Source organism: Halopseudomonas salina, from assembly GCF_014637955.1.
Classification (GTDB): domain Bacteria; phylum Pseudomonadota; class Gammaproteobacteria; order Pseudomonadales; family Pseudomonadaceae; genus Halopseudomonas; species Halopseudomonas salina.
In genome coordinates, this window is record NZ_BMFF01000002.1 from 263,296 (window position 1) to 289,055 (window position 25,760).

Consider the following 25,760-nt stretch of genomic DNA (forward strand, 5'->3'; position numbering starts at 1 on the left):
AGAACAGGCAAGAGGGCCTGGAAAAAAAGCTGGCGAGGGTCGTAACGAGTGTTTTACCTACGAGACAGAAGAGTCAAGAGAGACAGGTTCAGACCAGGGCGTCCATGCCCGCGGCAAGAGTGAAGAGAGCGTTACCGGTGCAATAGCGGCACCACTCCGACGTAGTATCGAGAGTCTGTCAGGCCGCCGTCTCGCTATCGAACAACTCAGCCGGCCCATGCTGATCAGCTTCAAGCAAACCAGCAACGCGCTGCAAACTGGCCAGCAGCATCAATTGCTCCCAATCTGCCAGTTTGCCGAATCGATCCAGGAACTCCACTGGCAGTAAAGCCGGCTCGGACTGGATTGCATCCACGCCCTTGGCGGTCAACGCCAGATGCACCTTACGCTTGTCGCTCTTGCTGCGAATTCGCTGAAGCAACTCTCGGCTTTCGAGGCGGTCAATGATAGTGCTTAGGGTAGCCTGGGAAACGCTGACCCGTTTCGCCAGATCGCCCAAAGTTCCCTCGCCCATCGCCTTGATGCTGTGCATGATCAGCAGCTGAATAGGCGTGAGGCCGCTGTGGCGGCCCAGGCGCTTGGCGTGTATCTCACTGGCCCGCTGCAGGCGGCGCAGGGAAAGATAGAGGTCGTGCATCATGTACATGTCTGGCTCCCGGCCGCACTCGAAGGAGTGCATTTTGCCATAAAGTCTAAATATTACAGTAGTAATGAATAATGCTGTTTTTTCATGACCCTGAAATCTGCTATGAACACCATTAACAGGCTAAATACGATCTGCTCATAGCTTGAAACAGGGCTAGAGTACCGCAGAATTACTTTTGGATCAAAATAGTACGCAAGGCAGATTCGCTCCTGCAACCAGAGCAAAGCCTTGACTCAATATTGTGACAACCGCATCGGGTCACTGAGTTCAAACCGGCCGCGGCGCAGGCCTATACTGCCGCCAGCGTCTTATTCGATAGCCAGAACCAACAAAACACGATAAAAGCGGCCTTATGAAAAATACAATTCCGACTACGCTGAGCGCATGCGCCACAGCCCTGACCTGCCTCTTCCCGACACTCACTCTGGCGCAGGACTCTCCTCTCAGCCTGCCAGCACAGGTGGTCCTGGGTAGCGAGGCAGCCGATCAGGACACCCGCGTGCCCCTGGCCCGCGATACCGTCAGCGGTGAGCAGATAAGCCCCCAGAGCCTGGGCGCCAATCTGTCCGAGACCCTGCAGCGCGTACCCGGCATAGTCGCGGTCAACCGGCAGAACTACGCCCAGGACCTGCAGATTTCCTCCCGCGGATTCGGCGCCCGCGCCCAGTTCGGTGTGCGCGGGGTACGCCTGGTGCAGGACGGCATCCCCCTGACCATGCCCGACGGCCAGGGCCAGCCCTCCCTGTTCGACCTGGATGGCATGCAGCGCATCGAGGTGCTACGTGGCCCACTGACCACGCTCTACGGCAATGCTTCCGGCGGGATCATCCAGGGTTTCACCGATGAAGGTGCTTTCTATCCGACCCTGGAAAACCGCACCGCCATCGGCCCCGACAACCTGCGCCGCTCACGGCTGCGCTACGGTGGCCAGCACGGTGATCTGAACGTCGCTGCCAACATCTCGCGCCTGGAAACCGATGGCTATCGGGACCACAGCGAAACCCGGCGGGACATCGCCAATCTGCGTCTGGGCTGGGACATCGACGACGCCTCCAGCCTGACGCTATTGATCAACAGTCTCGATCAGCCGGAAACCGAAGACCCGCTGGGGTTGACCCGGGCGCAGGTGCGGGAGGACCGACGCCAGGCCGTGGCCGGCACCCAGACCTTTGATACGCGCAAGACCGTACGCCATAACCAGGCCGGGTTGAACTACCAGCGCCGGCTGGCCAACGATGACAAGATCACCCTCATGGTTTACGGCGGCGAGCGCTATGTAGAGCAGTTTCTGGCATTTCCTGGTGGCGGCCAGTTCTCCGGTGGCGGTGTGATCGAACTGGATCGTCGCTTTGGCGGTGGCGAACTGGGCTGGCAGCGCGAGACTCAGCTATTTGGCCTACCGGTCGAACTGGCAGCGGGTCTGACCTATGACTACCAGGGCGAGCAGCGCAATGGGTTCGTCAACGACTTCGGCGACAAAGGGGCCCAGCAGCGAGACGAATTCAATACGGTCGACAGCCAGGACGCTTATCTGATCAGCACCTGGCAACTGGATCCACGCTGGACCCTGACCGCCGGCTTGCGTCATAGCCGTGTGGAGTTCGAGTCCGAAGATGATTATCTCGTCGACGGGCAGGACGACAGCGGCGGCGTGGACTATCAAAAGACCAACCCCGCAGTGGGTCTGAGCTATCAGTGGAATCCGGCACTAACTCTGTATGCGGCCTTGGGCCAGGGATTCGAAACCCCCACCTTTCAGGAATTGGCGTACCAGCAGCAGGGCAGCGGTTTGAACTTCGGCCTGGAACCGAGCGAGTCGCGCAACGCCGAGATCGGCATGAAGCTCCGGCATGAGCGAACCCGGCTGAATCTGGCCCTGTTCCACAGCCGCGTGGAAGACGAGATCGTCACCGGGCCCAACCAGGCGGTGACGGGTCGCAGCACCTTCGTCAACGCCGGCCAGTCGACCCGCAGGGGCCTTGAACTCTCGCTTGAGCAGGGCTTTGATCACGGCATTGAAGCTTATCTGGCCTACACCCTCCTCGATGCCCGTTTCGACAGTTACACGACGAGCGATGGCGACGATCTATCCGGCAAGGACCTGCCCGGCGTGCCCCGCCACAGCCTGTTTGCCGAGCTGAGTTGGCAGCCTCCGGGGACCGGCTTTACCACCGCCCTCGAAGCCCAATCCTTGAGTGAGCGCTTCGCCACTGACGACAATCAGGCCCGCGCCTCGGGCTACGCCGTATTCAACTGGCGTGCCGGTTATAGCCACGAGGTCGGCAACTGGACGGTCGATCCGTTCGTGCGCGTCGACAATATCGGTGACAAGGAATATATCGGCTCGCTGATCGTCAACGGACCCGGCGGCCGCTACTACGAACCGGCACCCGATCGCCAATGGCTGGTCGGTCTGGGCTTGCAGTATCAGTGGCGCTAGGGGCTGCCGGAAGGGCCGGGTACCACCCCGGCCAGCGGTGTATTGGCTTACCCCCCTCTGTCGAGATGGAACTCGACACTCCCAGGGTGCACGCCCGGGAGGGCTGGGTTCCATCCCGGCCAGCCGTGTATCGGCTTACCCCCCTCTGTCGAGATGGAGCTCGACACTCCCAGGGTGCACGCCCGGGAGGGCCGGGTTCCATCCCTGCCAAAGGGTGCGCCCGCGCCGGCGTCGGTGGAGGCATAATTCAATATATTTGACAAAATTTCAGATTATTGCGGTTATCGGGGTTTTTCGTTTGTTATTTTTGACATAAGATCGAAATACATTCTACCCAGTACACCGCTCAAGCAACGCCAGGACGACCCCCATGAACAGCATGCACGCCCCCGCCAGTCAGCAGGACCTCAGTCTTGATGAATTCTGGATGCCCTTTACTGCCAACCGCCAGTTCAAGGATCGTCCGCGCCTGCTTGAGAGCGCCGAAGGCATGTACTACACCGATGTGGAAGGTCGCCAGGTCATCGACGGCACCTCCGGCCTCTGGTGCTGCAACGCCGGCCACGGTCGCAAGGAGATCGCCGAAGCAGTCAGCAAGCAGATCGCCAAGATGGACTTTGCTCCAACCTTCCAGATGGGCCATCCGCTGCCTTTCCAACTGGCCGAGCGCCTGGTTGAAATTGCACCAGAAGGCCTGAATCGCGTCTTCTTCACCAACTCCGGTTCCGAGTCGGTCGATACCGCGCTGAAAATCGCCCTTGCTTACCACCGCGCCCGTGGTGAAGGCACCCGCACCCGGCTGATCGGCCGCGAACTGGGCTATCACGGTGTCGGCTTCGGCGGCATTTCCGTCGGCGGCATGGTCAATAACCGCAAGGCCTTTGGTGTACAACTCCCCGGTGTTGACCACCTGCCGCATACCCTGGATCTGGAGCGCAACGCCTTTACCCGTGGCCTGCCGAAACACGGCGTCGAATATGCGGACCATCTGGAGCGCCTGGTCAACCTGCATGGCGCCGAGAACATCGCAGCCGTTATCGTCGAACCCATGTCCGGCTCTGCCGGGGTCATTTTGCCGCCCCAGGGTTACCTCAAGCGTCTGCGCGAGATCACCGAGAAGCACGGCATCCTGCTGATATTCGACGAGGTGATCACCGGCTTCGGCCGCGTCGGCTCGCCCTTCGCTTCACAGCGCTGGGAAGTCACCCCGGACATCATGACCACGGCCAAGGGCCTGACCAACGGCGCTATCCCGATGGGCGCTGTCTTCGCCAGCGACCAGATTCAGGATGCGTTCATGCATGGCCCCGACGGCATCATCGAGCTGTTCCACGGCTATACCTATTCCGGTCACCCGGTGGCTGCTGCCGCCGCGTTGGCAACGCTGGATATCTATGCCCGCGATGGTTTGCTGACCCGTATCCGGGATCTGGAAATCTACTGGCAGGAAGGCTTGCACAGCCTGCAAGGCTTGCCCAACGTGATCGATATTCGCAACACCGGCATGGTGGGCGCTGTACACCTGGCCAGCCGTGACGGCGCGCCCGGCAAACGCGGCTACGATGTATTCGAGGGCTGCTTCTGGAATGGCTTGATGGTGCGCAACAGCGGCGACATTATCGCCATGGCACCCCCGCTGATTGTCGAGAAGAGTCATATCGACCAGATCATCAATACCCTGGGCGATGTCATTCGGCGAACGCCATAAAGGGCGGACGCAAACTCGGAGAACCACGAGGCGTGCTGGATCAGCTGTGGCGGACCGTCGGTGGCAGGGATGCCACCGTCGAGCTACAGGGACGTACTTGCTGCGTGTCCGCCATGGCTGGTCCAGCACGCCGCAGCACATAGTTTCGAACCAATACGACCTACATACTTTTACAGCACTGGTGACCCAATGACCCTGCAACTGACTCACTTTATCAATGGCAAGCGCACCGCCGCCAGCGAGCGCACCCAGCCCCTGTTCGAACCCGCTACCGGCGAGCAGCGCGGTAACGTGTCTCTGGCCAGCGTCAGCGAAGTCGAAAAGGCCATCGCGGTCGCCAAGGCGGCGCAGCCGGCCTGGGCAGCCACCACGCCACTGAACCGGGCGCGGGTGCTGTTCAAGTACAAGGCGCTGGTCGAAGCCCACGCTGATGAGCTGGCCGAGCTGATCACCCGTGAACACGGCAAGGTATTTGACGACGCCAAAGGCGAACTGACCCGTGGCCTGGAAGTGGTCGAGTTTGCTTGCGGCATTCCGCACTTGCTCAAGGGCGAGCATACCGAGCAGGTCGGCGGTGGCGTCGATGCCTGGTCAGTCAACCAGCCTCTGGGCGTGTGCGCAGGTATTGCCCCGTTCAACTTCCCGGCGATGGTACCTATGTGGATGTTCCCGATCGCCATCGCCTGCGGCAACACCTTCATCATGAAACCATCGGAAAAAGATCCCAGCGTACCCATGCGCCTGGCCGAACTGCTCACCGAAGCAGGCTTGCCTGATGGTGTGATGAACGTGGTTAACGGTGACAAGGAAGCGGTCGACGTACTGCTCACCCATCCGGACGTACAGGCTGTCAGCTTTGTCGGCTCGACCCCCATCGCCGAATATATCTATGCCACCGGGTGCGAACATGGCAAGCGCGTGCAGGCCCTGGGCGGCGCGAAAAATCATATGTTGGTCATGCCCGACGCCGACCTGGATCAAACTGTGAATGCGCTGATGGGTGCGGCCTATGGCAGTGCCGGTGAGCGTTGCATGGCGATTTCCGTGGCGGTAGCGGTGGGCGATGAAGTAGCTGATCAACTGGCTGCCGCGCTGGCACCCAAGGTCAAGGCACTGAAAATCGGTAACGGCCTGAGCGCCGGCATGGAGATGGGTCCGCTGGTCTCCGCTCAGCACCGGGACAAGGTTCGTGGCTATATCGATCAAGGCGTAAGCGAAGGCGCCGAGCTGGTAGTCGATGGCCGCGATGTCAGCGTCCCCGGCCTGGAAGGCGGTTATTTCATGGGTGGCTGCCTGTTCGACAAGGTCACCGCCGAGATGACCATCTACCGCGAGGAAATTTTCGGGCCCGTGCTGTGCATTGTGCGCGTACCGGATTACGCCACTGGGGTGAAACTGATCAACGCGCATGAGTACGGCAATGGCACGGCGATCTTCACCCGTGATGGCGATGCTGCCCGGCAGTTCTGCAACGAGATCCAGGTGGGCATGGTCGGCGTGAACGTGCCGATCCCGGTTCCCATGGCCTTTCACAGCTTCGGCGGCTGGAAGCGCTCGCTGTTCGGCCCACTGCACATGCACGGCCCGGACGGAGTGCGTTTTTATACCAAGCGCAAGGCAATCACCTCCCGCTGGCCCACGGGCATCCGCGCCGATGCTGAATTCAGCATTCCGACCATGAAGTAGGTGGAGAGATAACCATGTCTATCGAGAGCATTGTCGATTTTGCGACCGCACCCACCGAGGCCGAGCACTATCGGCCCGACCCCGAGAAGGTCCGCGATGGTGATCCGGCGCAGTCCGTGTGCAATCACTACAGCAGCCCTTGCGGGCAGTTTTCCACCGGCACCTGGGAGTGCGTTCCAGGGCGCTGGGACGTGAGCTACAGTGAACACGAGTACTGCGAGATACTGGAAGGCGTCTCGATTCTGCACGATGACCAGGGTGGCAGCCGCGACCTGGTGGCTGGCGACCGTTTCGTGATCCCTGCCGGCTTTGTCGGCAGCTGGGAAGTGATCGAGCGCACCCGCAAGGTCTATGTGATCTTCGAACCTTTAACCAGCTGAGGCGCGTCAAACAGAAGTCCAGCCCCCTGGCACAGGAAATCGGCTTGGTCTAAACGTGACCCAGCGGTTACAGTTCTCGTCAGCATATGCATTCGAAGAACACTCCAGCGCCCTGGTTGGCAAGAAGCTGCCAGAGCTGCCCACCGCTGGTGGGCACGGGCGCCTGGTACCTGTCAGGAGTCATGCCAGATGTCGCGTTTGCCGGTCATAGTCGGTTTTGGTGGCTACAACGCCGCCGGTCGCAGTTCCTTCCACCATGGGTTTCGCCGCACGGTGATCGAATCCCTGCCCGTCGACGAGCGTCAGGAGACCCTTGCCGGTCTGGCGGTTTTGATGAAACTGGTGCGGGTCGAGAACGACCAGTATCTGGATGCCGACGACCAGCCACTTACGCCCGCTGATATCGAGGCCCGCTTTGGCGAGCAGATTCTGCAGGGCACGCTCGTGCGGCGGATTGAAAAACGCCATCTGGATGTGGATGCCGCCCACTGGCAGAAGAACCTGACCATTACCGGTGAAGCCGGCAAACCCTTTTCCTTCATCACCCTGGCCAAGCAGCTGCCCGAGCCGCTACCTACCGACTGGGTCATTGAGCCGTTGAATGACACCGAGGTGATGGTGACCGTCTATGACGGCTGTGACATCAAGGTGGACAGCTATCGCTCGCTGCCAGTGAAGTCTGCCGGTCAACTGCCCTGCGGCTTCGAGCCCTCCGAGCACTACGCTTCACGCTTTCACCCGCGCGGGCTACAGATGACCATTGTGGCCGCAACCGATGCCCTGCGCTCCAGCGGCCTGCCCTGGCAGACCATCGTCGACAGCGTACAACCCGATGAAATTGCAGTCTTTGCCAGTAGCGCAATGAGCCAGCTCGACGAGAACAGCTTCGGTGGGCTCATGCAGTCGCGGCTGAAGGGCAACCGGGTCAGCGCCAAGCAGCTGGCACTGGGGCTCAACAGCATGCCGGCGGACTTTATCAACGCCTACATCCTGGGCAGCGTAGGCACCACCGGCGCAATTACCGGCGCCTGTGCGAGCTTTTTGTACAACCTGCAGAAAGGCACCGAAATGATTACCAGCGGCCGCGCCCGCGTGGTGCTGGTAGGTAATGGCGAGGCGCCGGTTACCCAGGAGTGCATTGAGGGCTATGGCGCGATGGGCGCCCTGGCGACCGAAGACGGGCTGCGCAATATCGAAGGCAAACCCGACGTCGACTTCCGCCGGGCCAGCCGTCCCTTCAGTCATAACTGCGGCTTTACTCTGGCCGAGTCGGCGCAGTTCTTCCTGCTGATGGATGATGAGTTGGCCATGCAGTTGGGCGCAGACATCCATGGCGCGGTGCCCGATGTGTTCATCAATGCTGATGGCTTCAAGAAGTCCATTTCTGCACCCGGGCCTGGCAACTATCTGACCATGTCCAAAGCGATTTTCAGTGCGATGCAGATCGTCGGTGAAGAAGGGGTGCGCAAGCGCAGCTTCGTCCACGCCCACGGCTCCAGCACGCCGGCGAACCGGGTGACCGAGTCCGAGCTGCTGGACCGGGTAGCTGGTGCGTTCGATATCGGTGACCTGCCGCTCACCGCTGTGAAGGCTTATGTTGGGCATTCGTTGGCCAGTGCCAGCGCCGACCAGATGGCTTCCGCGCTGGGCAGCTTCAAATACCAGATTATTCCGGGCATCAAGACCATCGATGCGGTGGCCGACGATGTACACCGCGAGCATTTGCGCATCAGCACCAGCGATATCAAACGCACCACCGATCCGCTGGAGGTCTGCTTTATCAATTCCAAGGGCTTCGGCGGCAACAACGCCAGCTGTGTGGTGCTGGCGCCCAGCGTGGTCGAGCGGATGCTGAAAAAGCGTTACGGCGATGCCGCATTTACCGACTACTGCAAACGCCGTGAAGACACGCGTGCAGCGGCCAGCGCCTACGACGGGAAAGCACTCAAGGGGCAGCTGGACGTCATCTATAACTTTGGCCAGAACATGATTGACGACAGCCAGATAGAGCTGAGTGATGCGCAGATACGCATTCCCGGCTTCAGTCAGCCACTGGTATTTCGCACCGATGACCGCTTCAAGGACATGCTCTGACAGGGGGGATCTCATCCCCGGACCTGCCGGGGATGAGCAGTACCATCAGCGTTTCGCGCGGGCGGCGGCGATAAATGCTGCCATCTCGGCGTTCTTGTCTGCCTCGATTTTCTGCACATTCGGGTTCTCGGCCAGCTTGGCCTGCAGCGCCCGGGCTTCCGGCAGATCAGCCAACAGATCCAGGTCAAACAACTTCTTTGCCACAGCGCTGGCCAGGTCGATGCTGTAGATGAACATCAGGTCGGCAATGGTCATCTCGCTGCCTGCCACGTAGGGAGCAAACTTGGCGTGGCGCTTGAGCGCTGCAACACCCGCCAGAAGATCGGTCTTGGCTTTGTCCTTCACCTGCTGATCGACCTTGCCACCAAAAAACACTTCCGCGTAGCAGCTACGGGCGGGCAGCTCTATATACAATTCGATTTCCTTGGTCAGCGCCCGCACTGTTGCGCGCTCGAAGGCATCCTTCGGCAGCAGCGGCTTGCCGCCCTGGGTCTCTTCAATGTATTCGAGGATCACATTGGTTTCGCTGACCAGGCCGTGCTCGGTTTCCAGGGCCGGCACCTTGCCGCGCGGGCTGATCGCCAGAAACGCTTCATCCTGGCTGGGGTGCACCACGTTCACTTCAAAATCGACGCCTTTCTCCAACAGCGCCAGCTTGACCATGTTGAAATAGTTGCTGACGGCAAATCCGTGAAGTTTGAGCATGAAATAGTCTCCTGCAGAGTGGGTGTTATTTTTCTGTGCCACTGTTGTAGCGCCGGGGGGACAAAATATCCAGTGGCATAAGCTGGGTGAATGCGCACGCAGTGGCGATGCAATGACCTACAACAACGAATATTGCCTATGCTTTTCACAGCCTTTTGGGGCTAGACTGAATACTGAACATCGAGAAACCGAATCCATAGAAGAGGTAGCGCCCAATGCTGAAACCCGACGAAATCACCGAAATCAACCTGCTTAACCAATTCAACCTGGCCAGCTCCCTCGAGGGCCTGAAAATCCATCGGCATGAGGCTACACAAGAGGTAGTCGCTGCTGCCGAACGGCTGCATGCCCGGGGACTTACCACTCAGCCCGATGGCGGCTACCTGACCAGTCTGGGTCTGGATGCAGCAGAGCACAGCCAGGCATTGCTTACCATCCTGCGCGCCGATTGATAACAGACCGAAAATCATGGCCCTGAGTGGAGAAATTCAGCCGCAGATAGCCGAGGGCATTGACCGCAAGGCCCTGACCACCCTGCGTAACCGCTTCACGGGTATCAACCGAAGCCGCCTGCAACGTGTGCTGCAGGCGTTACCGGCGCGCCAGTACAACGTTCTGCAAGTCATTCCCCTGCTGTTCGACGTCAATCATCCACTTTTACCGGGTTATGTTTCGCGTTCCACTCCCCACGGCCTTGCCAGCTACGTTCCTGATTCCAATGTACTGCAAGTCGCCCAGGCATTGACCCGCAGCTTCAGCTATCGCCGGCATCCGGCCGGATTCACCGGTGACATCCAGTCGCTGTATCTGATGGGTAGCGGCGGAACCATCGCTCAGTCCGACCAGAGCGACCTGGATATCTGGGTCTGCCACGCGCCGCACCTGGCAGCCGGAGCCATCGCCGAGCTGGCAGCGAAATGCCAACTGATCACTGACTGGGCCGCCACCCAGAGCTGCGAAGCGCACTTTCATCTGGTCAACCCAGCGACCTTCAGTCTGGGTGACCGTGACAACGCCCTGAGTGTCGAGGACTGCGGCAGCACCCAGCACTACCTCTTGCTGGATGAGTTCTATCGCACCGCCATCCTGCTGGGGGGTCGCTATCCACTATGGTGGCTGGTGCCAGACTATGAAGAAAAGCACTACGCCGATTTCACCCGCCAATTGATCGAAAAACGCTTTATCCGCGCACAGGAAAGCCTGGATCTGGGACATATGGCACGAATTCCGGCTGGTGAGTACGTCGGAGCCGGCCTCTGGCAACTGTTCAAGGGCATCGAATCACCTTACAAATCCGTGTTGAAGCTGCTGCTGACCGAGGTTTACGCAAGCGAACACCCCGAGGTGCGCTGTTTGAGCCTGGATTTCAAGCATGCCGTCTATGCCAACCATCTGGATCTGGATGAACTGGATCCCTATGTCATGCTTTACCGACGAATCGAACGCTATCTGCTCAAGCGGCAGGAAACCGAACGCCTCGAACTGGTACGCCGGTGTCTGTATATCAAGGCCGACGTCCGCCTGAGCCGACGCACCGGCACTTTGGGCTGGAAGCGCAGCCTGATGGAAAAGCTGGTGCGCGAATGGCACTGGGACACACGGCAGCTGCAGCAGATGGACAATCGTCAGGTATGGCGTGTGGGCGAAGTGACGCGCGAACGCCAGCAACTGGTCAGTGAGCTGACTCACAGCTATCGCTTTCTGTCCCAGTTCGGACGCAGCAATGGCGTGATAAACCAGGTCAACAGTCGTGACCTTTCCCTGCTCGGCCGCAGGCTATACGCCGCTTTCGAACGCAAGGCGGGCAAGATCGAAGTCATCAACCCGGGTATCGCCCCCGACCTCAGTGAACCCTTGCTGACCCTGGCGCAACGCACCAGCGGGGAGCCGGAGCAGAGCAGCTGGCATCTGTACCGAGGCACCCTGAGTCAGCCAGAACTGACTGATCACGCCCCGCTCAAGTACACCCGACATCTGGTTGAGTTGCTCGCCTGGGCACACCGCAACGGTCTGGTCGATGCGGCCACGCGCATCGCGGTACATCCTGGTGACAGCGCGCTGAGCGAGTTCGAGCTGAGTAACCTGCTGGCGAGTCTGCGCCAACATTTCCCGCAGCCTCTGCCGGTTCTGACCGAAACCGCGTTATCACGCCCCAGCCAACCGTGCCAGGCTCTACTGCTGGTGAATGTGGGGCTCGACCCGCTGCCGGTCACCAGCCAGAAGAACGTGCATCTGATCAGCAGCCATACCGACGCCCTGGGTTACTCGGGGCTGCGCGACAATCTGATTCTGAGTATCGACCAGGTCACGCTCAATAGCTGGAACGAGCTGCAGGTCGGCCGCTTCGAGGGTGAGCAGGCCTGTATCCAGGCCCTGTGCGATTATTTGAACAAGGCACACGAACATCAGCACCGGCCGGATCTGCAGGTAGTCTGTTTTTGCCGCAACCGCTCCAGCGCGATTGCCGAACGCGTAGAACAGCTGTTTCAGGACGCCACCCGGCAACTGCTAGCAGAGCCCCCATCGCGTTTTCTGCTGCAGGTACAAAACAGCTTCCAGGTGCTCGAACGCAAGGAGGGCCTGATCGACATTACCCGCCTGCCTGATCGCGAGCGACTGATGCGCTATCTGGGCAGTGGCCGGACCAGCTATAGCGCCCTGGCACTGGATCGCTTCGCACTGCAGGGGCACGATACCGCCCTGATGCTCCAACAGGCCCGAGGCGGCGAGATCCAGGTGTTCTATCGCCTTCTACCGGATCGCCAGGCCGAGATAAGCGTACTCGACGAGCTTGGCGCCCTGTGGCGCATCCGGCAGGCGTGCCGTGACGAGCAGACCCTACTGCTGCCATTGCTGCGCTTTCTGCATAGCATCCGTCTGCGCAGACAGATCAACCAGAGTCTCGAGTTGAGCCTGCGTGAAGAACCCCTGTCACTCTATGCAATCCGCCCTGCCGCCGAGGGTCTGCCGTTACGGCTCGAGGCCCAGCGGGTCCCCGGTCAGGGTATTGAAACCGATTACTACGCAGTACAGGCGATTGCCGAGCCCGGAGATGACCAGAGCCTGAAGGTAAGCATTTTTTGCGGGCAAAAGGAGTTTTCCGAACTCGATCACGGCGCTGACCTGTTTAGCGCGGCAGCGCGGCACATTCTCAATCAACGTGCCGGAACGGAAGACTACCCATGCTATATAACCGACCTGGACCTATCTGCAGTCGATCCTGCCGGCAACATGCAAACTGTCCATTACCTGCGTTATCGGCAACGACTCGAAGATGCGCTGAATGCGGCGATGGGTATTGCGCGCAGCTGATTACTGGGGCGAACCAAGCCGGGCGGCGCGGCTGGCAAAACGTTTCTTTGCGTCGGTGATGATCTGCAACTGACGCTCATCGGTGGCAGCTGCCCACTCGAGGATTTCCGCCATCAGCCGCCCGCAACCCAGGCATTGATCGCCATCGAGGCAACACTTGCGCACACAGGGGGATGGCTGACGACCGGCAACTGGCACCTATTCCTCCTCCAGATCCAGTTCCAGCTCTTCACCGGTCAGGTCATTGAGCACCTGGCTCAGCACCAGCTCCAGCGGCTCATCATCACTGTCGTGGAGCCAGCCCTCGCCGGGAAAATAACCAAAATGCCGGGTCGCATCCGGCGCCGTAAGCCAGATCTCCCGCGAAGCCGGCTGACGGCCGACCACCAGGCGCGGACCTTCGGCGAGGATCAGCACCAGTGATCCGTCAATCACCTCCATATCCAGATCCAGGTCGCTCGCGTCCAGCGCATATTCGATTCTGTCCTGCAGCAGGTCGACCTGCCGGTTGAAATCTTCTTCGCTCAATTCATGCATGCCTGTTCTCTTCTCCGGTCATCCAGCGCCGGTTCGGATGCGTCAGACCGGGCGGCTGGGTATACTGCCGTATATTGGCTGTTTTTCAATAAGGATTTCATTATGAAGTATTCCATTGCAGTGCTGTTTGCACTCTTCGTTCTTGCTGGCTGTGGCCAGAAGGGCCCGTTGTATATGCCCGCCGAGAAAATCGACGAGCCGCGCAACGAATCCGAGGAAGCCATGATCCAGCAGCCTTCCGAGCGCTGAAAAAGTCATCCTCCGCCTCCCGTAGACCCGCAAACGAAGCTTATAACATGACCGTTTTTGATTACCGCAATGGCGAACTGCACGCCGAAGACCTGCCATTGTCCGATATTGCCACACGCCATGGCACACCCTGTTTCGTCTACTCGCGCCAGGCAATAGAACAGGCCTGGCTGGCCTGGGACCAGGCTCTGGCAGGAACACCGCACCTGGTCTGCTTTGCCATCAAGGCCAACTCCAATCTGGCCGTGCTGAATATTCTCGCGCGCCTGGGTGCAGGTTTCGACATTGTCTCGGGTGGCGAGCTGGAGCGCGTACTCGCGGCAGGCGGGGAGCCCTCACGCATTGTTTTTTCCGGCCTGGGCAAAACCGCCGAAGAAATGCGCCGCGCCCTCGAAGTAGGCATCCACTGCTTCAATGTGGAATCCACCGCCGAACTCGAGCGCCTGCAACTCGTTGCTGCAGAACTGGGTGTACAGGCACCGGTATCACTGCGGGTCAATCCCGATGTAGACGCGATGACTCATCCGTACATCTCGACCGGGCTGAAGGAAAACAAGTTCGGTATCGATATTGCCCGCGCACCCGAAGTCTACCGGCGTGCAGCCGCGCTGCCGAACATTGATGTACGGGGAATCGACTGCCATATCGGGTCCCAGCTGACCGACGACACGCCGTTGGTTGATGCCCTTGATCGCCTGCTTGCCCTGGTCGATCAACTGGCTGCAGAAGGCATACAGATTCAGCATCTGGACCTCGGCGGCGGACTTGGTGTGACCTATCGCGATGAAACACCGCCCACGCCTGCCGAGTATCTGGCCAAGGTAAAGGCGCATCTGGGCGACCGTGATCTGACGTTGCTGTTCGAACCGGGCCGCTCCATCGTCGCCAATGCCGGCGTGCTGCTGACCCGGGTCAATCTGCTCAAGCCCACCGAGCACAAGAACTTCGCGATTATCGACGCGGCAATGAATGACCTGATCCGCCCGGCGCTGTACAGCGCCTGGATGGGTATCGATGCCGTGCGTCCACGTAGCGATGTAGCGGCGCAGCAATGGGACATAGTCGGTCCGGTCTGCGAAACCGGAGATTTTCTCGGCAAGGACCGTGAGCTGGCGCTGGCTGAGGGCGATCTGCTGGCCGTACGCTCGGCCGGGGCCTACGGCTTTGTGATGAGCTCGAACTACAATACCCGTCCGCGCGCCGCCGAGGTCATGGTTGACGGCGGGCAGTGTCATCAGATCCGCCGCCGTGAAACCCTCAGCGAGCTCTTCGCTGGGGAATCCCTGTTACCCGAGGCCTGAGATGCTGCTGCGATTCACCAAGATGCACGGGTTGGGTAACGACTTCATGGTCATTGACCTGGTCACCCAGCATGCCCAGCTCAACCCGCGGCTTATCCGTCAATGGAGTGACCGCTACACCGGTATCGGTTTCGACCAGTTGTTGGTGGTAGAGCCGCCGGGAGATCCGGACATGGATTTCCGCTACCGCATCTACAACGCCGACGGTAGTGAAGTGGAGCAGTGCGGTAACGGCGCACGCTGCTTTGCCCGCTTCGTACTGGACAAGCGACTGACAGCCAAGACCGATATCCGGGTCGAGACCGCTGGCGGGCCGATTGCACTGATTGTGCAAGACGACGGACAGATAACCGTGAACATGGGCCCGCCACGGTTTGTGCCTGCAGAGATTCCCTTTCAGGCGCAAAGCGAAGCCATCTCCTACGAGCTGGCCGTTGCTGATCAGATCCTGCAGGTAGCCGCGGTATCCATGGGCAACCCCCACTGCGTGACGCTGGTCGATGACCTGAACGTTTACCCGGTGAACCGCCTGGGGCCTCTTATCGAGCGCCACAGTCGTTTTCCGAACGGGGTCAATGCGGGTTTCATGCAACTGATCGACCGTCATAGTGCTCGCCTGCGAGTATTCGAAAGAGGCGTTGGCGAAACCCGTGCCTGCGGCACTGGCGCCTGCGCTGCTGCAGTCGCCGGGATCCGCCAGGGCCACCTGACATCTCCGGTAAGCATCGAGCTGCCCGGCGGCACACTGCAGATCGAGTGGGCCGGACCCGGTGAGCCGGTGATGATGACTGGCCCCGCCACCCGTGTTTTCGAAGGACAGATACGCCTATGACCGACAAGCCTGCACACCCGACGCAACAGCTGGACGCCCATACGGTCGCCGAGTATCTACGTCACCATCCGGCGTTCTTTGCCGAATACGACGAATTGCTACCGGATCTGATTATTCCCCACCAGTCCGGCCAGGCTGTGTCGCTGGTCGAGCGCCAGGTCAAACTGCTGCGCGAACGCAATATCGACGTGCGCCACCGCCTCGGCCAGTTGATGGACGTCGCCCGGGAGAATGACCGCCTCTTCGAGAAGAGCCGCCGGCTGATCCTCGACTTGCTGGAGGCGCAAAGTCTGGAACAGGTGATTGCGAGTATCGAGGACAGCCTGCGTGATGATTTTCAGGTGCCCTTTGTCAGCCTGATTCTGTTCAGCGAAGCACAGCGCTTCCCCAATGCCCGTACCGTGAGCCACGCGCAAGCCCGTGATGCCATTGGCCATCTGCTCGATAGCGGCAAAACCCTGAGTGGCGTGTTGCGCCCCAACGAATTGGCGTTTCTGTTCGGTGAGCAGGCCAGCCACGTAGCCTCTACCGCGATCGCGCCCATCCAGCACCAGGGCCTGCACGGTGTACTGGCACTCGGTAGCCGGGACATCAACCATTACCGCAACGCCACCGGCACGCTGTTTCTGGGCTATATCGCCGATGCCCTCGCTCGAGTGCTACTGCGTCAACGGCCGGTTGCCGACGAAGTCAGGTCGTAAGGGTGCATCCTGCCGCGCTGCAATCCGAACTGGAGGCCTTTCTAGGTCACCTTCAGCGCGAGCGGCAGCTATCGCCGCGCACCCTGGAAGCGTACCGACATGATCTGGAAGGCCTGCGTCATTTCCTCGATACCCAGCAGTGCACGCGCTGGCCGGATATGGACAGCGCACGGCTGCGGCTGTTCGTTGCGCAGAGACACCAGGCCGGATTGTCAGGACGCAGCCTGCAGCGTCTACTCAGCGCCGTGCGCACCTTTTACCAGTATCTGATCCGCGAGCGGCTGTGCAAGCACAACCCGGCGCTGGACATACGCGCGCCACGCTCTGCGCGCAAGCTGCCACGGGCTCTGGATGCGGACCTCACCGCCCAGCTACTGGATGACAACAGCGACGACGACTGGCTTCTGGTACGCGATCACGCGATGCTCGAACTGTTCTACTCCTCCGGACTGCGCCTCTCGGAGCTGGCCGGGCTGGATATGCACGAACTCGATCTGGCGCAGGGCGAAGTTCGGGTTCTGGGCAAGGGTAGCAAGACGCGACTGGTACCTGTGGGGCGTATGGCGCGTGAAGCGCTGCAACGCTGGCTCAAGGTACGTACGTTGAGCAGCACAACCGAGCAGGCCCTGTTCATCGGCCAACGGGGCCGACGCCTGACACCCCGCGCTATCCAGTTGCGAGTGCGCCGCTGGGGTGTGGCCAATATCGGACAGAATCTGCATCCACATATGCTGCGTCACTCCTTTGCCAGCCATGTGCTGGAGTCCTCGGGCGACCTGCGAGCCGTGCAGGAGTTGCTTGGCCATGCGGACATCGGCACGACGCAAATCTATACCCACCTGGATTTCCAGCACCTGGCCGAGGTGTATGACAAGGCCCATCCACGCGCCAGGCGCAAGACGAGCGACACATGATTCAACTACTGACTTTCGATCTTGATAACACCCTGTGGGAAACCATGCCGGTAGTCCTGGCCGCCGAAGAAACCCTGCTGCGCTGGTTTGACGTGCACGCTCCCCGGTTCACCCAGGAACTCGACAGCGAGGCACGCAAGGCCCTGCGTCACGACGTGCTGGCAGCCGATCCAGACCTGCGCCATCGGGTAACCGCGTTTCGCCTGGCAGTGATGGAACTGGGGCTGCGGCGCGCGGGCTATGGCGAAGAGCAGGCGAAGGCGTTGACCGAGCGAGGCTTCGAGGTGTTTCTGGAGGCGCGTCACGCGCTGGAGTTTTATCCGCACGCGGAGGCGTTGCTGGACGAGTTGAGCCGTAAATACCAACTGGCAACGATTTCCAACGGCAATGCCGATGTGCGCCGCTTGGGGCTGGAGCGTTACTTCAGTGTCATTGTGTCAGCCGACGAAGTCGGCTTGAGCAAGCCCGATCCCGCACCTTTTTTGCATGCGCTGGAGCGGGCCGGTGCCGAGCCCCAGAACACGCTACACATCGGCGATCATCCGGTGGATGATATTCAGGGCGCACAGGGAGTGGGGTTGCACACCCTGTGGTTCAACCGCCTGATGCTGGACTGGCCGGATCAGCCTCGGCCCAGTGGCGAGGTGCAATGCCTGAGCGAGATACCTGCCTGGTTGGCCAACTATAAACCCTGACGGTCGCTGCCCACCGGAGTCGGGGGCAGAACCTCAGATGGGCCGGCTGCCGTACTTGCCTTCGGGCTTCTTCGGTGGATCGGCCACCACGTTGGCACCCACCTCCTGAATTTTGCCACCGCGTGCCATGAACTCTTCCATCTGACGGGCGAGCATTTCCCGTTCACGTTCCTTGGCTTCAAGTGACAAACCTTCCAGCGCGTCAGTCTGCGCCGCGGCCTTCTTGCGCGATTTGACTACGGGCGCATCACTGTCGTCATCGTCGCCATCATCATGATCGGCTACTGGCAGATCATCGGTATCGTCGGCGTCGCTGTCATCCTCGCGCTCGATCTCGTCATTCTCTAAATCGTCGTCACTCATTACAGCCACTCCAACGGAAAAAACACGCTATTTATAGCCTAACGGCAGAATTTGGCTAGGGGTGACGCAAAGTTTTTTTGTTTCATGCTGCCAGAATCGAGCACGGCTCAGGCCTGCGCGCCCCTGGTCAAACGTTGCAGCTGTTCAAGATCGGTCTGTACTCCGGAAGTTTCCCGAATTCTTGACAGGATTTCTCGCTTGAGCCGGATGAACTCAGGTTCGAGTTTCATGTCCTGATGCCGCTCCGTCGGCAACGGGACTTCGTAGATACTGTCGATTCGTCCAGGCCGCGGCGCCATCAATACGATCCGGCTGCCCAGGTAGATCGCCTCCTCGACATCGTGGGTAACGAACAGAATGGTGCTCTTTTCCAGCCGGTGCACATGCCGGATAAGGTCATGCATGACTTCCCGGGTCTGAGCGTCGAGGGCGCCAAAGGGCTCGTCCATCAACATGATATCCGGGCGCGGCATCAGCGCCCGGGCGATCGCCACACGCTGCTGCATGCCACCCGACAGTTGGCTGGGATAAGCGTCGGCAAAAGGTTGCAGTCCCATGAGACTGAGCAGCGCATCGGCGCGCCCACTCGCCGTTTCAACATCAGACTGGCTGTAGACGGTGTCGGAAATCACCTTGAGCTGGCGGCAGAAGCGAATGTTCTGCATTACCGTTAACCAGGGATAGAGGCTGTAGTGCTGAAACACCATCGCGCGGTCTACGCCGGGGCCATCGATAGGCTCGTCATGCAGCAATATTTCGCCACTGCTATGCGTTTCCAAGCCGGCAAGAATGCGCAATAGCGTCGACTTGCCACATCCGGAGGCACCCACAAAAGTGATGAACTCATTGGGCCGCACGTCGAGATTGACCTCCGAGAGTGCCTGGATGCTCTGCTCACGGGTTTCGAAGGTCTTGCCTACGTCGCGGATACGAATGCATGGCTGATCCATGGGTTTACCTCTTCTGCCAGTGAAATGCACGGCGACCGATCCAGCGGAAAGCCTGGTCGGTAAGCAGACCGATCAGACCGATCAGCAGAATGCCGGCGAAAATCTTGTCGGTATGCATGTAGCGTTGAGCGCGCAGGATCGCGTAACCCAGCCCCGAGTTGGAGGCTACCAGCTCGGCTACCACCAGATAGGTCCAGGCCCAGCCACAGGTGATGCGCAGGGTATCGAGCAGCGCCGGACGGGCCGAGGGCAGTACCACCAGGCGAATGATCTCACTGCGATTGGCACCCATCGTCTGCGCTGCCTCGATCTGCGCCATGGGTACTCGGCGCACGTCTTCAGCGGCCATCAGGGCCATCTGGAAAAAGGTCCCGATGAAGATAATCAGGATCTTCGAGCTCTCGCCGATGCCCACCCAGAGCATGACCAGCGGAATGAACGCCACCGCCGGCATATAGCGGATGAAGTCGATCAACGGCTCCAGGGTCGCCTGCACTGGACGATAGGTACCCAGGTACAAACCCAGAGGCAGGGCAATCAGCGCCGAGACGAGGAATCCAACCATGACACGATAGACGCTGATCGCGGTGTCGTTGAGCAATCCCTCATCGGTCCACCAGTGCCAGATCCGTTCGGCTACAGCGCCCGGACCGGGCATGAACAGCGGGTCGGCAAAACCCATCAGCGTATACAGCCACCAGGCCAAAAAGGGCGAAGCAAGCCCGATAGCGGCGAGTATCGCACTGGTGCGCCCGCTCATGGTGCCGCGAATGACCCACCAGCGTGGGCGGCTCACACGTGAGACGGAGGCCGCTTTATTTTCCGGAACAGGGGCTTGGGCGTTCATCGGATAACCTCCTTCTCAGGCAGACTCGACAGGGGTAGCGGTGCGCATTGCCAGCCGCTGGAAGGCGGATAGCCGCCCAGGGTTGCCAGCCTCTCGACCGGCCACTGGCTCAGGCTGGCTTCTGGCGGGTCCAGCAGCAGGCAGCGGCCGGTGCGACCAGGCAGGGAAGACAGCGTGATTTCCCACGGCATGTCTCCCCCAGAGACACGACCGAAGGAAAACTCGCAGCCCATCATGAACTCGGCCTGATCAGCGCCCAGCCCGGTGATCTGTGTTCTCAGGGGCACACCTTTGCGCGCCGGCGTTGGCCTGTCGGCAACAAACATGAAGCAATCTCCAGCCTGCAGCAGACAGCCCTTGCGCTGCGGATTGTTCACTGCCTCAAGCCAAATCGCGTGGGTAGCTCCGATCGATTCCGGCAATCGCTGCCAGACCTCCAGATAGCTGCCATCCGGCGCGGCCTCATGCACTTCGTCGGGACTGATGAATGTCATAAGCCCAACATCGGTGCCGCTGTCAGGGTGAAAATCCACCAAGCGGTGCCACTGACAGCGATCACTCTCTACTTCGGTCAGCCCGGCAAATCCGGCCTGGCTGATACGTTGATCAACTGTCATCGGTGTTGGCTCGGGTATGCGCAGATCGGCGTGTACCGAGGCTGTCTGCAACCAGAAAACGCGGGTGTCGCGATCCTCATGACCGTCGGCGGTGCGCAGCAGCGTGCGCTGCCAACCCCCCAGATAGGAATCAGGTACGTTATTCATGCGTGGTACTCCGGAAAGCGTTTGAGGCCCCGCCAGAAGGCCATGTCGTGATTCGGCCACAGATGCGCATCGGTCTCGGCTGCCACGGATTTCAGTTTGCGGATGCTTTCCACAGCCATATCCTCGCGATCGCGCCAGCACAGCCCGGGGGCGATCTCGTCATCGATATTTTCCTGCAGATCGGCGGCGTCGCCGGCAAGAATGACCGGTGCGCCCTTGGGCAACTGGATCATCAGGGACATGTGGCCGGCGGTATGCCCCGGGGTATTCAAGGCATTCAGACCGGGCAGCAGCTCGTACTCATCCTGCTGCAGGCGCCAGCGCACGTTGCCGGCAAAGTCATCGGCAAAGTAGGCGTCATCCGCCGGTTCGCGGGCAGCAAGCAGTTCATCTTCATGCACGTGCACCTCCGCTCCGCACACCTCGCAGAGCCCTCCTGCATGGTCAAAATGCAGATGACTGAGGAATACCAGGTCAATATCCTGCGTCTGCAATCCCATCCGCGCCAAGTGGGCACCCAGGCGCTGTTCCTCGTCCATCTGCGGCGGACCCATCGGGAAATCCTGCGGGTCGTACCAGTGTTGACGCGCCACAGGGTCACTGAGCTTGTGATAGTCACAGCCCACGTCAAAAAGCACACGGCCCTGCCGGGTTTCGATCAGGTAGGCGAGAATAGGTGCCTCGATCGAGGTGCCCATGCCGCGACCTCGGGTCGAGTAGGACTTGTCATAGTGGTGCGTTGCGGTGAGCAGGGGCCACAGCTTCAATACGTCGGTCATGCTGCGGCCTCCAGCTTCCTGATCAGCTCGGCACTGCTGCACAGCTCGCCGAAAATGCCACCCTCGACACCGATCATCTGCAGGGCGGCCGCGTGCAACTCGGGATGGGGCGAAGCGCAGGCGTCACTGACGGTCAGGCAGCTGAATCCAAGGTCGATACCTGCGCGCAGGGTCGAGCTGACGCATACCTCGGTAGTAACGCCAGCAATCAGCAGACAACTGACCCCACGATTGCGCAGCAGCAGCTCGAGATCGGTATGGGCAAAGGCGCTGTAACCCGGCTTGTCGATGACCGGCTCGCCGTCCAGAGGCTGCAGTTCATCGATCAGATCGTGGCCGGGCTCGCCGCGAATCAGCAGCCGTCCCATGGGACCGGACTGACCTATTGGCGCACCGCTGCGTTCGGCCCGCCGGCGTTTCCAGTCCGGCAGGTCGCTCAGATCGGAGCGGTGCCCCTCGCGGGTATGCACCACGAGCAGGCCGTAGCTGCGTGCCGCAGCGAGCAAGGCTTGCTGCGCCGGGATGGGCGCGCGCAAGCGTTGAATATCCAGGCCTGCCTGCTCGGCATAGCCACCCGGCGCGCAGAAGTCACGCTGCATGTCGATCAACAGCAGGGCGCCGTTGGCGGGATGCAACTCCGACAGAACACTCATGATTCCAGCGCAAATTCATGGCGCACTGCTGCGGCGATACCCTCGGCAATGTCTCCGGCCATGCGTGCGCCTTTCTCTGCAGTCGACCCCTTGGCCGATGACAACACGCCCGATGGCGGCACCCATTCGGTACGGGTGGGATACATGTCATAGGGCGGGAAATCAGCCGGCAGATCGTCGGGGATCTTATCCAGCGCGACCATCTGCGGATGGTAATGCAGCATCAACGAGGTCTCGATGACCGCCGCGTGCTCCAGCGCAAAGCCTGGAAAACCGTCAGGGAAGATGTCTTCCAGGGTCTGCTCCTGGCAGAAATCCCAATGTTCCAGGCGCATGACCTCCAGATCGCAATCGCGACCCAGTTCGCGTAGCGCCAGTTGGATTCCTTCGGCAACAAACCACTGATTCTCGTAATGCCCCAGCACCAACACCAGACGCTTGACGCCGTGGCGGGCGAATTCACGAACTGCGTCCTGTACCAGGGCTGAAAGGGTAGCGCCATCCAGGCTGGTGGTACCGCAAAAATGTTGGCCCCCGCCGCACTTGGGCTGGGATTTGTAACCGTAGGCCAATGCCGGGGCCACTATCCCTCCCACCTTGGCCGCTACGTCTGCACTGATCGCCGTGGATAACAACGCATCGGTACCCAGGGGCAAGTGCGGCCCATGCTGCTCGGTTGCCCCACAGGGCAGAAATACCACAGCGCCAGCCTCGACCCGCTGCTGGTATTCCACCCAGCTGATCTGGTCCATGTAGAGGTTATTCATCAGGGCAAGCTCCTTGACAGTTCGGGTTCGATTTTTTCCGGCCAACCAGCCATGACAGCAGCGATACAGACCAGGGTTGCGCCTATCCACTCGCGCATGCCGATTTCCTGATCACCCAGCCAGGCCGCGGAGAGAACGGCGGCAATCAGTTCGAATACGATCAGCACTGCTGCCCGACCGGCTTCCAGGTGGGTAACGCCGTACTGCGCCGCCAGGGTAGCGACCAACAGCCAGCCGACCGCAAACAACGCCACCAGCAGCCAGCTACCGACCCCGAGCGTCGGCAACCACTGCCCAAGCAGATAACAGGCGGCACCGGCAAATAGTGCGCTGCCAATAAAGGCGGCGAAGGTTTTGCTCACCAGCGGCACCCGGTCAGCAGCACGGGTGGCCAGATTGTTCATCGCGAAGGCAAAGCCGGCGCTGAGGGCTAGCCAGTCGATGGTCGTTAACGTTTTGAAGGTGTCCTTGCCGGCACCCAGGGTTAGCGCGATACCAACCAGTGCCAGGGCCAGTGAGCCCAGACGCAAAGGCGTCAGTTGCTCCTTGAGCAGCAACCAGCCGCCGATCACCGCCCAGACTGGCGCGAGATAGAACAGCAGCATGATGCGCACCAAATCCTCACCCAGGGACAGGGAAGAAATCAGTGCCGCATTGGCCCAGCCGCCAAAACAGATAATCGCAATCACGCCCCAGATCTGGCTGCGCCATTGTTGCCGCTGGTACCATAAAAGCGGCACAGAGACGATCGCGATAAGGCCGTACGCGGCCAGCACCATGGGCATGCCGCTCAAGCCGATACCGGCAAATGCGTGAAGCGGCACCCAACTGGTGCCCCACAAGATGGTAGCTATGATCAGAATCAGTTCCGGGCGCAACATTAGCCACCCATCCAGGAGCCGCCGTTGGGCCCCAGTATCTGTCCGGTAAAAAAGCTGGCGGCAGACGACAACAGAAAGGCCACCGCTGCGGCAACCTCTTCCGGTTTACCAAAACGTTCAGCCGGTATGGCCAGCTCCTTTGCCAGCCATTCAGCGCTCATGTTCTCGCCGGTCAGCATCGGCGTTTCGATGGGGCCCGGCGCCACCGCATTAATGCGGATATGGGGCGCAAACTCCCGGGCCAGGGAGCGGGTCAGGCCGATTACCCCGGCCTTGGCTGTACAGTAGGCAACGTAGTGTTCGCGGCCGAGAAAGCCCAGGTCGGAACTGACATTGACGATACTGCCGGCCTTCGCCGTCTGCATCCCCGCCAACGCATGCCGGCAGCAGCGATATACAGCATCCAGATCGACCGACATGACCCGCTGCCAATCCTGTTCACCGGTATCCAGAAAGGGCTTTTCCAGAATGATGCCGGCGTTGTTGACCAGGCCATGCAGCGGCCCCTCGGCACAGACCTTCGCGAACATCGCCGAAACCGCCTCGGGCTGAGTAACATCCGCCTCGACCGCGTGGGCGAGACCACCGCTGGTACAGATATGATCAACCAGCTCGGCGGCTTGCTGGCCCTGGGCGTGGTGATTGATCCACACCTGTGCACCCTCGGCAGCAAGCTTCAAGGCACAGGCGCGGCCAATACCGGTAGTCGCACCGGTAATCAGAATGCGTTGACCCTTAAATGGGTAGTGAGTCATCAGTGCATCACCTCGCCGTGACTGACCACCAGCGCCTGGCCGGTGATCGCCTGGCTCAGCGGGCTGCCGAGAAACAGGAAAGTCCCGGCCAGTTGCGCCGGCGTCAGTAGCTCGGGAATCACCTGGCCAGCCAGAATCTGCGCCAGCTCCTGCTCCTCGCTACGGCCGCTCTCGCTGGCCATAACCCTCAGAGAAGCCATCGCCGCCTCGGTGCCAACCCAGCCCGGGCATACGGCGTTGACGCGGATGCGCCGGCTGCCCAGTTCCCAGGCCAGCGAGCGGGTCAGACCGATGACCGCATGCTTGCTCGCGCAGTAGGCGGAAAAGCCTGCCACCGCGCTGAGCCCCCAGATCGAAGACTGATTGATGATGCTGCCACCATCGCGCAGCAAAGGCAGCAGAGCACGGGTCAGCCGCACCATACTGACAACGTTGTTGTCGAGCTGGAACTGCCACTGCTGGTTGGCGAGCGGATCGGAATCGTCCAGCGGGGTAGGCAGTTCCATACCCGCATTGTTGATCAAGACATCGATGGGTGCGCCGTCCTCGCGCAACCAGTCAGCGCAGCGCATGACCTCGGTATCGTCGCCAAGGTCGACACAGAATGAACGTACCCGCTCAGGTGCCAGACCCGCCTCGACAGCAAGCTGGTGAGCAACGGTGGCCAGTGACCGAGCATGGCGGTCAAGTAGCACCAACCGTGCGCCTTGATGGGCAAAGGCCTGGGCCAGGCCTTTGCCAATGCCGCTGGCAGCGCCGCTGATGACGACGCATTGGCTGCGATAGTCGAGATTCTGCATG

General features: G+C 60.3%; 27 protein-coding genes. 13 read left to right on the plus strand and 14 right to left on the minus strand.

Features of this window, described 5'->3' with window-relative positions; all coding sequences use genetic code 11:
- Nucleotides 1–178 precede the first annotated feature (178 nt).
- On the minus strand, nt 179–646 hold the full coding sequence (locus IEV54_RS05120; protein ID WP_188434330.1) for a MarR family winged helix-turn-helix transcriptional regulator: 468 nt from the start codon (nt 644–646) through the stop codon (nt 179–181).
- A 352-nt stretch (nt 647–998) separates the two neighbouring features.
- Between IEV54_RS05120 and IEV54_RS05125 the strand changes: the two genes are divergently transcribed.
- From IEV54_RS05125 to IEV54_RS05145, 5 genes are all read left to right on the plus strand, one after another.
- Nucleotides 999–3,086, plus strand: coding sequence for a TonB-dependent receptor family protein (locus IEV54_RS05125; RefSeq protein WP_150276266.1), 2,088 nt, complete (start codon nt 999–1,001; stop codon nt 3,084–3,086).
- Nucleotides 3,087–3,465: 379 nt separating this feature from the next.
- A complete protein-coding gene (aptA, locus tag IEV54_RS05130) occupies nt 3,466–4,794 on the plus strand; it encodes an omega-aminotransferase AptA (protein ID WP_150276704.1) in 1,329 nt (442 codons plus the stop codon).
- Nucleotides 4,795–4,983: 189 nt separating this feature from the next.
- Nucleotides 4,984–6,480: a CoA-acylating methylmalonate-semialdehyde dehydrogenase gene (locus IEV54_RS05135; protein ID WP_150276267.1), complete on the plus strand. Its 1,497-nt coding sequence runs from the start codon at nt 4,984–4,986 to the stop codon at nt 6,478–6,480.
- 14 nt (nt 6,481–6,494) lie between these two features.
- Complete coding sequence (locus IEV54_RS05140) at nt 6,495–6,860, plus strand: cupin domain-containing protein (protein ID WP_150276268.1); 366 nt, start codon at nt 6,495–6,497, stop codon at nt 6,858–6,860.
- A 189-nt stretch (nt 6,861–7,049) separates the two neighbouring features.
- Nucleotides 7,050–8,954: a beta-ketoacyl synthase gene (locus tag IEV54_RS05145; RefSeq protein ID WP_150276269.1), complete on the plus strand. Its 1,905-nt coding sequence runs from the start codon at nt 7,050–7,052 to the stop codon at nt 8,952–8,954.
- Between the two features lie 45 nt (nt 8,955–8,999).
- On the opposite strand, the gene IEV54_RS05150 is transcribed toward IEV54_RS05145, so the two are convergent.
- On the minus strand, nt 9,000–9,659 hold the full coding sequence (locus IEV54_RS05150) for a glutathione S-transferase family protein (protein WP_150276270.1): 660 nt from the start codon (nt 9,657–9,659) through the stop codon (nt 9,000–9,002).
- A 215-nt stretch (nt 9,660–9,874) separates the two neighbouring features.
- Here IEV54_RS05150 and IEV54_RS05155 point away from each other — a divergent pair, with 215 nt between their 5' ends.
- Together IEV54_RS05155 and IEV54_RS05160 are read left to right on the plus strand one after the other, a co-directional pair.
- Complete coding sequence (locus tag IEV54_RS05155) at nt 9,875–10,111, plus strand: TIGR02647 family protein (RefSeq protein ID WP_150276271.1); 237 nt, start codon at nt 9,875–9,877, stop codon at nt 10,109–10,111.
- 16 nt (nt 10,112–10,127) lie between these two features.
- Nucleotides 10,128–12,971: a class I adenylate cyclase gene (locus IEV54_RS05160; RefSeq protein ID WP_150276272.1), complete on the plus strand. Its 2,844-nt coding sequence runs from the start codon at nt 10,128–10,130 to the stop codon at nt 12,969–12,971.
- On the opposite strand, the gene IEV54_RS05165 is transcribed toward IEV54_RS05160, so the two are convergent.
- Both IEV54_RS05165 and cyaY read right to left on the minus strand, forming a co-directional pair.
- The gene (locus IEV54_RS05165) at nt 12,972–13,169 is read right to left on the minus strand and encodes a DUF1289 domain-containing protein (protein WP_150276273.1); all 198 of its coding nucleotides are present in this window, start codon (nt 13,167–13,169) and stop codon (nt 12,972–12,974) included. It abuts the gene before it with no gap.
- Nucleotides 13,170–13,508 carry an iron donor protein CyaY gene (gene cyaY / locus IEV54_RS05170; protein WP_150276274.1) on the minus strand — a complete coding sequence of 113 codons (339 nt, stop codon included), beginning with the start codon at nt 13,506–13,508 and terminating at the stop codon, nt 13,170–13,172.
- A 102-nt stretch (nt 13,509–13,610) separates the two neighbouring features.
- Between cyaY and lptM the strand changes: the two genes are divergently transcribed.
- Genes lptM through IEV54_RS05200 form a run of 6 tightly spaced genes read left to right on the plus strand, consistent with a single transcriptional unit; the run spans nt 13,611 to nt 18,200 of the window.
- Nucleotides 13,611–13,757, plus strand: a complete 147-nt coding sequence (lptM, locus tag IEV54_RS05175) for an LPS translocon maturation chaperone LptM (protein ID WP_150276275.1) — start codon at nt 13,611–13,613, stop codon at nt 13,755–13,757.
- A 47-nt stretch (nt 13,758–13,804) separates the two neighbouring features.
- A complete protein-coding gene (gene lysA / locus IEV54_RS05180; protein ID WP_150276276.1) occupies nt 13,805–15,058 on the plus strand; it encodes a diaminopimelate decarboxylase in 1,254 nt (417 codons plus the stop codon).
- Nucleotide 15,059: 1 nt separating this feature from the next.
- Nucleotides 15,060–15,890: a diaminopimelate epimerase gene (gene dapF / locus IEV54_RS05185; RefSeq protein ID WP_150276277.1), complete on the plus strand. Its 831-nt coding sequence runs from the start codon at nt 15,060–15,062 to the stop codon at nt 15,888–15,890.
- Complete coding sequence (locus tag IEV54_RS05190; protein ID WP_150276278.1) at nt 15,887–16,591, plus strand: DUF484 family protein; 705 nt, start codon at nt 15,887–15,889, stop codon at nt 16,589–16,591. Before dapF ends, IEV54_RS05190 begins: the two co-directional genes overlap by 4 nt.
- Nucleotides 16,592–16,608: 17 nt before the next feature.
- Complete coding sequence (gene xerC / locus IEV54_RS05195) at nt 16,609–17,505, plus strand: tyrosine recombinase XerC (protein WP_150276705.1); 897 nt, start codon at nt 16,609–16,611, stop codon at nt 17,503–17,505.
- Complete coding sequence (locus tag IEV54_RS05200; RefSeq protein WP_150276279.1) at nt 17,502–18,200, plus strand: HAD family hydrolase; 699 nt, start codon at nt 17,502–17,504, stop codon at nt 18,198–18,200. Before xerC ends, IEV54_RS05200 begins: the two co-directional genes overlap by 4 nt.
- Before the next feature lie 33 nt (nt 18,201–18,233).
- On the opposite strand, the gene IEV54_RS05205 is transcribed toward IEV54_RS05200, so the two are convergent.
- The 10 genes from IEV54_RS05205 to IEV54_RS05250 form a co-directional block, all read right to left on the minus strand.
- Nucleotides 18,234–18,563 (minus strand): hypothetical protein, encoded by a 330-nt coding sequence (locus IEV54_RS05205; protein ID WP_150276280.1) that lies wholly within the window; start codon nt 18,561–18,563, stop codon nt 18,234–18,236.
- Between the two features lie 107 nt (nt 18,564–18,670).
- Nucleotides 18,671–19,513: an ABC transporter ATP-binding protein gene (locus IEV54_RS05210; RefSeq protein WP_150276281.1), complete on the minus strand. Its 843-nt coding sequence runs from the start codon at nt 19,511–19,513 to the stop codon at nt 18,671–18,673.
- A 4-nt stretch (nt 19,514–19,517) separates the two neighbouring features.
- On the minus strand, nt 19,518–20,360 hold the full coding sequence (locus IEV54_RS05215; protein WP_150276282.1) for an ABC transporter permease: 843 nt from the start codon (nt 20,358–20,360) through the stop codon (nt 19,518–19,520).
- The gene (locus IEV54_RS05220; RefSeq protein WP_150276283.1) at nt 20,357–21,124 is read right to left on the minus strand and encodes a hypothetical protein; all 768 of its coding nucleotides are present in this window, start codon (nt 21,122–21,124) and stop codon (nt 20,357–20,359) included. The genes IEV54_RS05215 and IEV54_RS05220 overlap by 4 nt, the downstream gene beginning before the upstream one ends.
- Nucleotides 21,121–21,903, minus strand: coding sequence for an N-acyl homoserine lactonase family protein (locus IEV54_RS05225; RefSeq protein ID WP_150276284.1), 783 nt, complete (start codon nt 21,901–21,903; stop codon nt 21,121–21,123). The genes IEV54_RS05220 and IEV54_RS05225 overlap by 4 nt, the downstream gene beginning before the upstream one ends.
- Entirely contained in the window at nt 21,900–22,556 is a 657-nt protein-coding gene (locus IEV54_RS05230) for a cysteine hydrolase family protein (RefSeq protein ID WP_150276285.1), read from the minus strand. The genes IEV54_RS05225 and IEV54_RS05230 overlap by 4 nt, the downstream gene beginning before the upstream one ends.
- On the minus strand, nt 22,553–23,323 hold the full coding sequence (locus tag IEV54_RS05235; protein ID WP_150276286.1) for a creatininase: 771 nt from the start codon (nt 23,321–23,323) through the stop codon (nt 22,553–22,555). The genes IEV54_RS05230 and IEV54_RS05235 overlap by 4 nt, the downstream gene beginning before the upstream one ends.
- Nucleotides 23,323–24,204: a DMT family transporter gene (locus IEV54_RS05240; RefSeq protein ID WP_150276287.1), complete on the minus strand. Its 882-nt coding sequence runs from the start codon at nt 24,202–24,204 to the stop codon at nt 23,323–23,325. The genes IEV54_RS05235 and IEV54_RS05240 overlap by 1 nt, the downstream gene beginning before the upstream one ends.
- Nucleotides 24,204–24,959 carry an SDR family NAD(P)-dependent oxidoreductase gene (locus IEV54_RS05245; protein ID WP_150276288.1) on the minus strand — a complete coding sequence of 252 codons (756 nt, stop codon included), beginning with the start codon at nt 24,957–24,959 and terminating at the stop codon, nt 24,204–24,206. The genes IEV54_RS05240 and IEV54_RS05245 overlap by 1 nt, the downstream gene beginning before the upstream one ends.
- A complete protein-coding gene (locus IEV54_RS05250) occupies nt 24,959–25,759 on the minus strand; it encodes an SDR family NAD(P)-dependent oxidoreductase (RefSeq protein WP_150276289.1) in 801 nt (266 codons plus the stop codon). The genes IEV54_RS05245 and IEV54_RS05250 overlap by 1 nt, the downstream gene beginning before the upstream one ends.
- Nucleotide 25,760: the final 1 nt, after the last annotated feature.

What these genes read in the sequence shown, in the direction of transcription:
- IEV54_RS05120 (WP_188434330.1), bottom strand. Translation starts at nt 646, where the DNA reads ATGTACATGATGCACGACCTCTATCTTTCCCTGCGCCGCCTGCAGCGG.
- IEV54_RS05125 (WP_150276266.1), top strand. Translation starts at nt 999, where the DNA reads ATGAAAAATACAATTCCGACTACGCTGAGCGCATGCGCCACAGCCCTG.
- aptA (WP_150276704.1), top strand. Translation starts at nt 3,466, where the DNA reads ATGCACGCCCCCGCCAGTCAGCAGGACCTCAGTCTTGATGAATTCTGG.
- IEV54_RS05135 (WP_150276267.1), top strand. Translation starts at nt 4,984, where the DNA reads ATGACCCTGCAACTGACTCACTTTATCAATGGCAAGCGCACCGCCGCC.
- IEV54_RS05140 (WP_150276268.1), top strand. Translation starts at nt 6,495, where the DNA reads ATGTCTATCGAGAGCATTGTCGATTTTGCGACCGCACCCACCGAGGCC.
- IEV54_RS05145 (WP_150276269.1), top strand. Translation starts at nt 7,050, where the DNA reads ATGTCGCGTTTGCCGGTCATAGTCGGTTTTGGTGGCTACAACGCCGCC.
- IEV54_RS05150 (WP_150276270.1), bottom strand. Translation starts at nt 9,659, where the DNA reads ATGCTCAAACTTCACGGATTTGCCGTCAGCAACTATTTCAACATGGTC.
- IEV54_RS05155 (WP_150276271.1), top strand. Translation starts at nt 9,875, where the DNA reads ATGCTGAAACCCGACGAAATCACCGAAATCAACCTGCTTAACCAATTC.
- IEV54_RS05160 (WP_150276272.1), top strand. Translation starts at nt 10,128, where the DNA reads ATGGCCCTGAGTGGAGAAATTCAGCCGCAGATAGCCGAGGGCATTGAC.
- cyaY (WP_150276274.1), bottom strand. Translation starts at nt 13,508, where the DNA reads ATGCATGAATTGAGCGAAGAAGATTTCAACCGGCAGGTCGACCTGCTG.
- lptM (WP_150276275.1), top strand. Translation starts at nt 13,611, where the DNA reads ATGAAGTATTCCATTGCAGTGCTGTTTGCACTCTTCGTTCTTGCTGGC.
- lysA (WP_150276276.1), top strand. Translation starts at nt 13,805, where the DNA reads ATGACCGTTTTTGATTACCGCAATGGCGAACTGCACGCCGAAGACCTG.
- dapF (WP_150276277.1), top strand. Translation starts at nt 15,060, where the DNA reads ATGCTGCTGCGATTCACCAAGATGCACGGGTTGGGTAACGACTTCATG.
- IEV54_RS05190 (WP_150276278.1), top strand. Translation starts at nt 15,887, where the DNA reads ATGACCGACAAGCCTGCACACCCGACGCAACAGCTGGACGCCCATACG.
- IEV54_RS05200 (WP_150276279.1), top strand. Translation starts at nt 17,502, where the DNA reads ATGATTCAACTACTGACTTTCGATCTTGATAACACCCTGTGGGAAACC.
- IEV54_RS05205 (WP_150276280.1), bottom strand. Translation starts at nt 18,563, where the DNA reads ATGAGTGACGACGATTTAGAGAATGACGAGATCGAGCGCGAGGATGAC.
- IEV54_RS05210 (WP_150276281.1), bottom strand. Translation starts at nt 19,513, where the DNA reads ATGGATCAGCCATGCATTCGTATCCGCGACGTAGGCAAGACCTTCGAA.
- IEV54_RS05215 (WP_150276282.1), bottom strand. Translation starts at nt 20,360, where the DNA reads ATGAACGCCCAAGCCCCTGTTCCGGAAAATAAAGCGGCCTCCGTCTCA.
- IEV54_RS05220 (WP_150276283.1), bottom strand. Translation starts at nt 21,124, where the DNA reads ATGAATAACGTACCTGATTCCTATCTGGGGGGTTGGCAGCGCACGCTG.
- IEV54_RS05225 (WP_150276284.1), bottom strand. Translation starts at nt 21,903, where the DNA reads ATGACCGACGTATTGAAGCTGTGGCCCCTGCTCACCGCAACGCACCAC.
- IEV54_RS05230 (WP_150276285.1), bottom strand. Translation starts at nt 22,556, where the DNA reads ATGAGTGTTCTGTCGGAGTTGCATCCCGCCAACGGCGCCCTGCTGTTG.
- IEV54_RS05235 (WP_150276286.1), bottom strand. Translation starts at nt 23,323, where the DNA reads ATGAATAACCTCTACATGGACCAGATCAGCTGGGTGGAATACCAGCAG.
- IEV54_RS05240 (WP_150276287.1), bottom strand. Translation starts at nt 24,204, where the DNA reads ATGTTGCGCCCGGAACTGATTCTGATCATAGCTACCATCTTGTGGGGC.
- IEV54_RS05245 (WP_150276288.1), bottom strand. Translation starts at nt 24,959, where the DNA reads ATGACTCACTACCCATTTAAGGGTCAACGCATTCTGATTACCGGTGCG.
- IEV54_RS05250 (WP_150276289.1), bottom strand. Translation starts at nt 25,759, where the DNA reads ATGCAGAATCTCGACTATCGCAGCCAATGCGTCGTCATCAGCGGCGCT.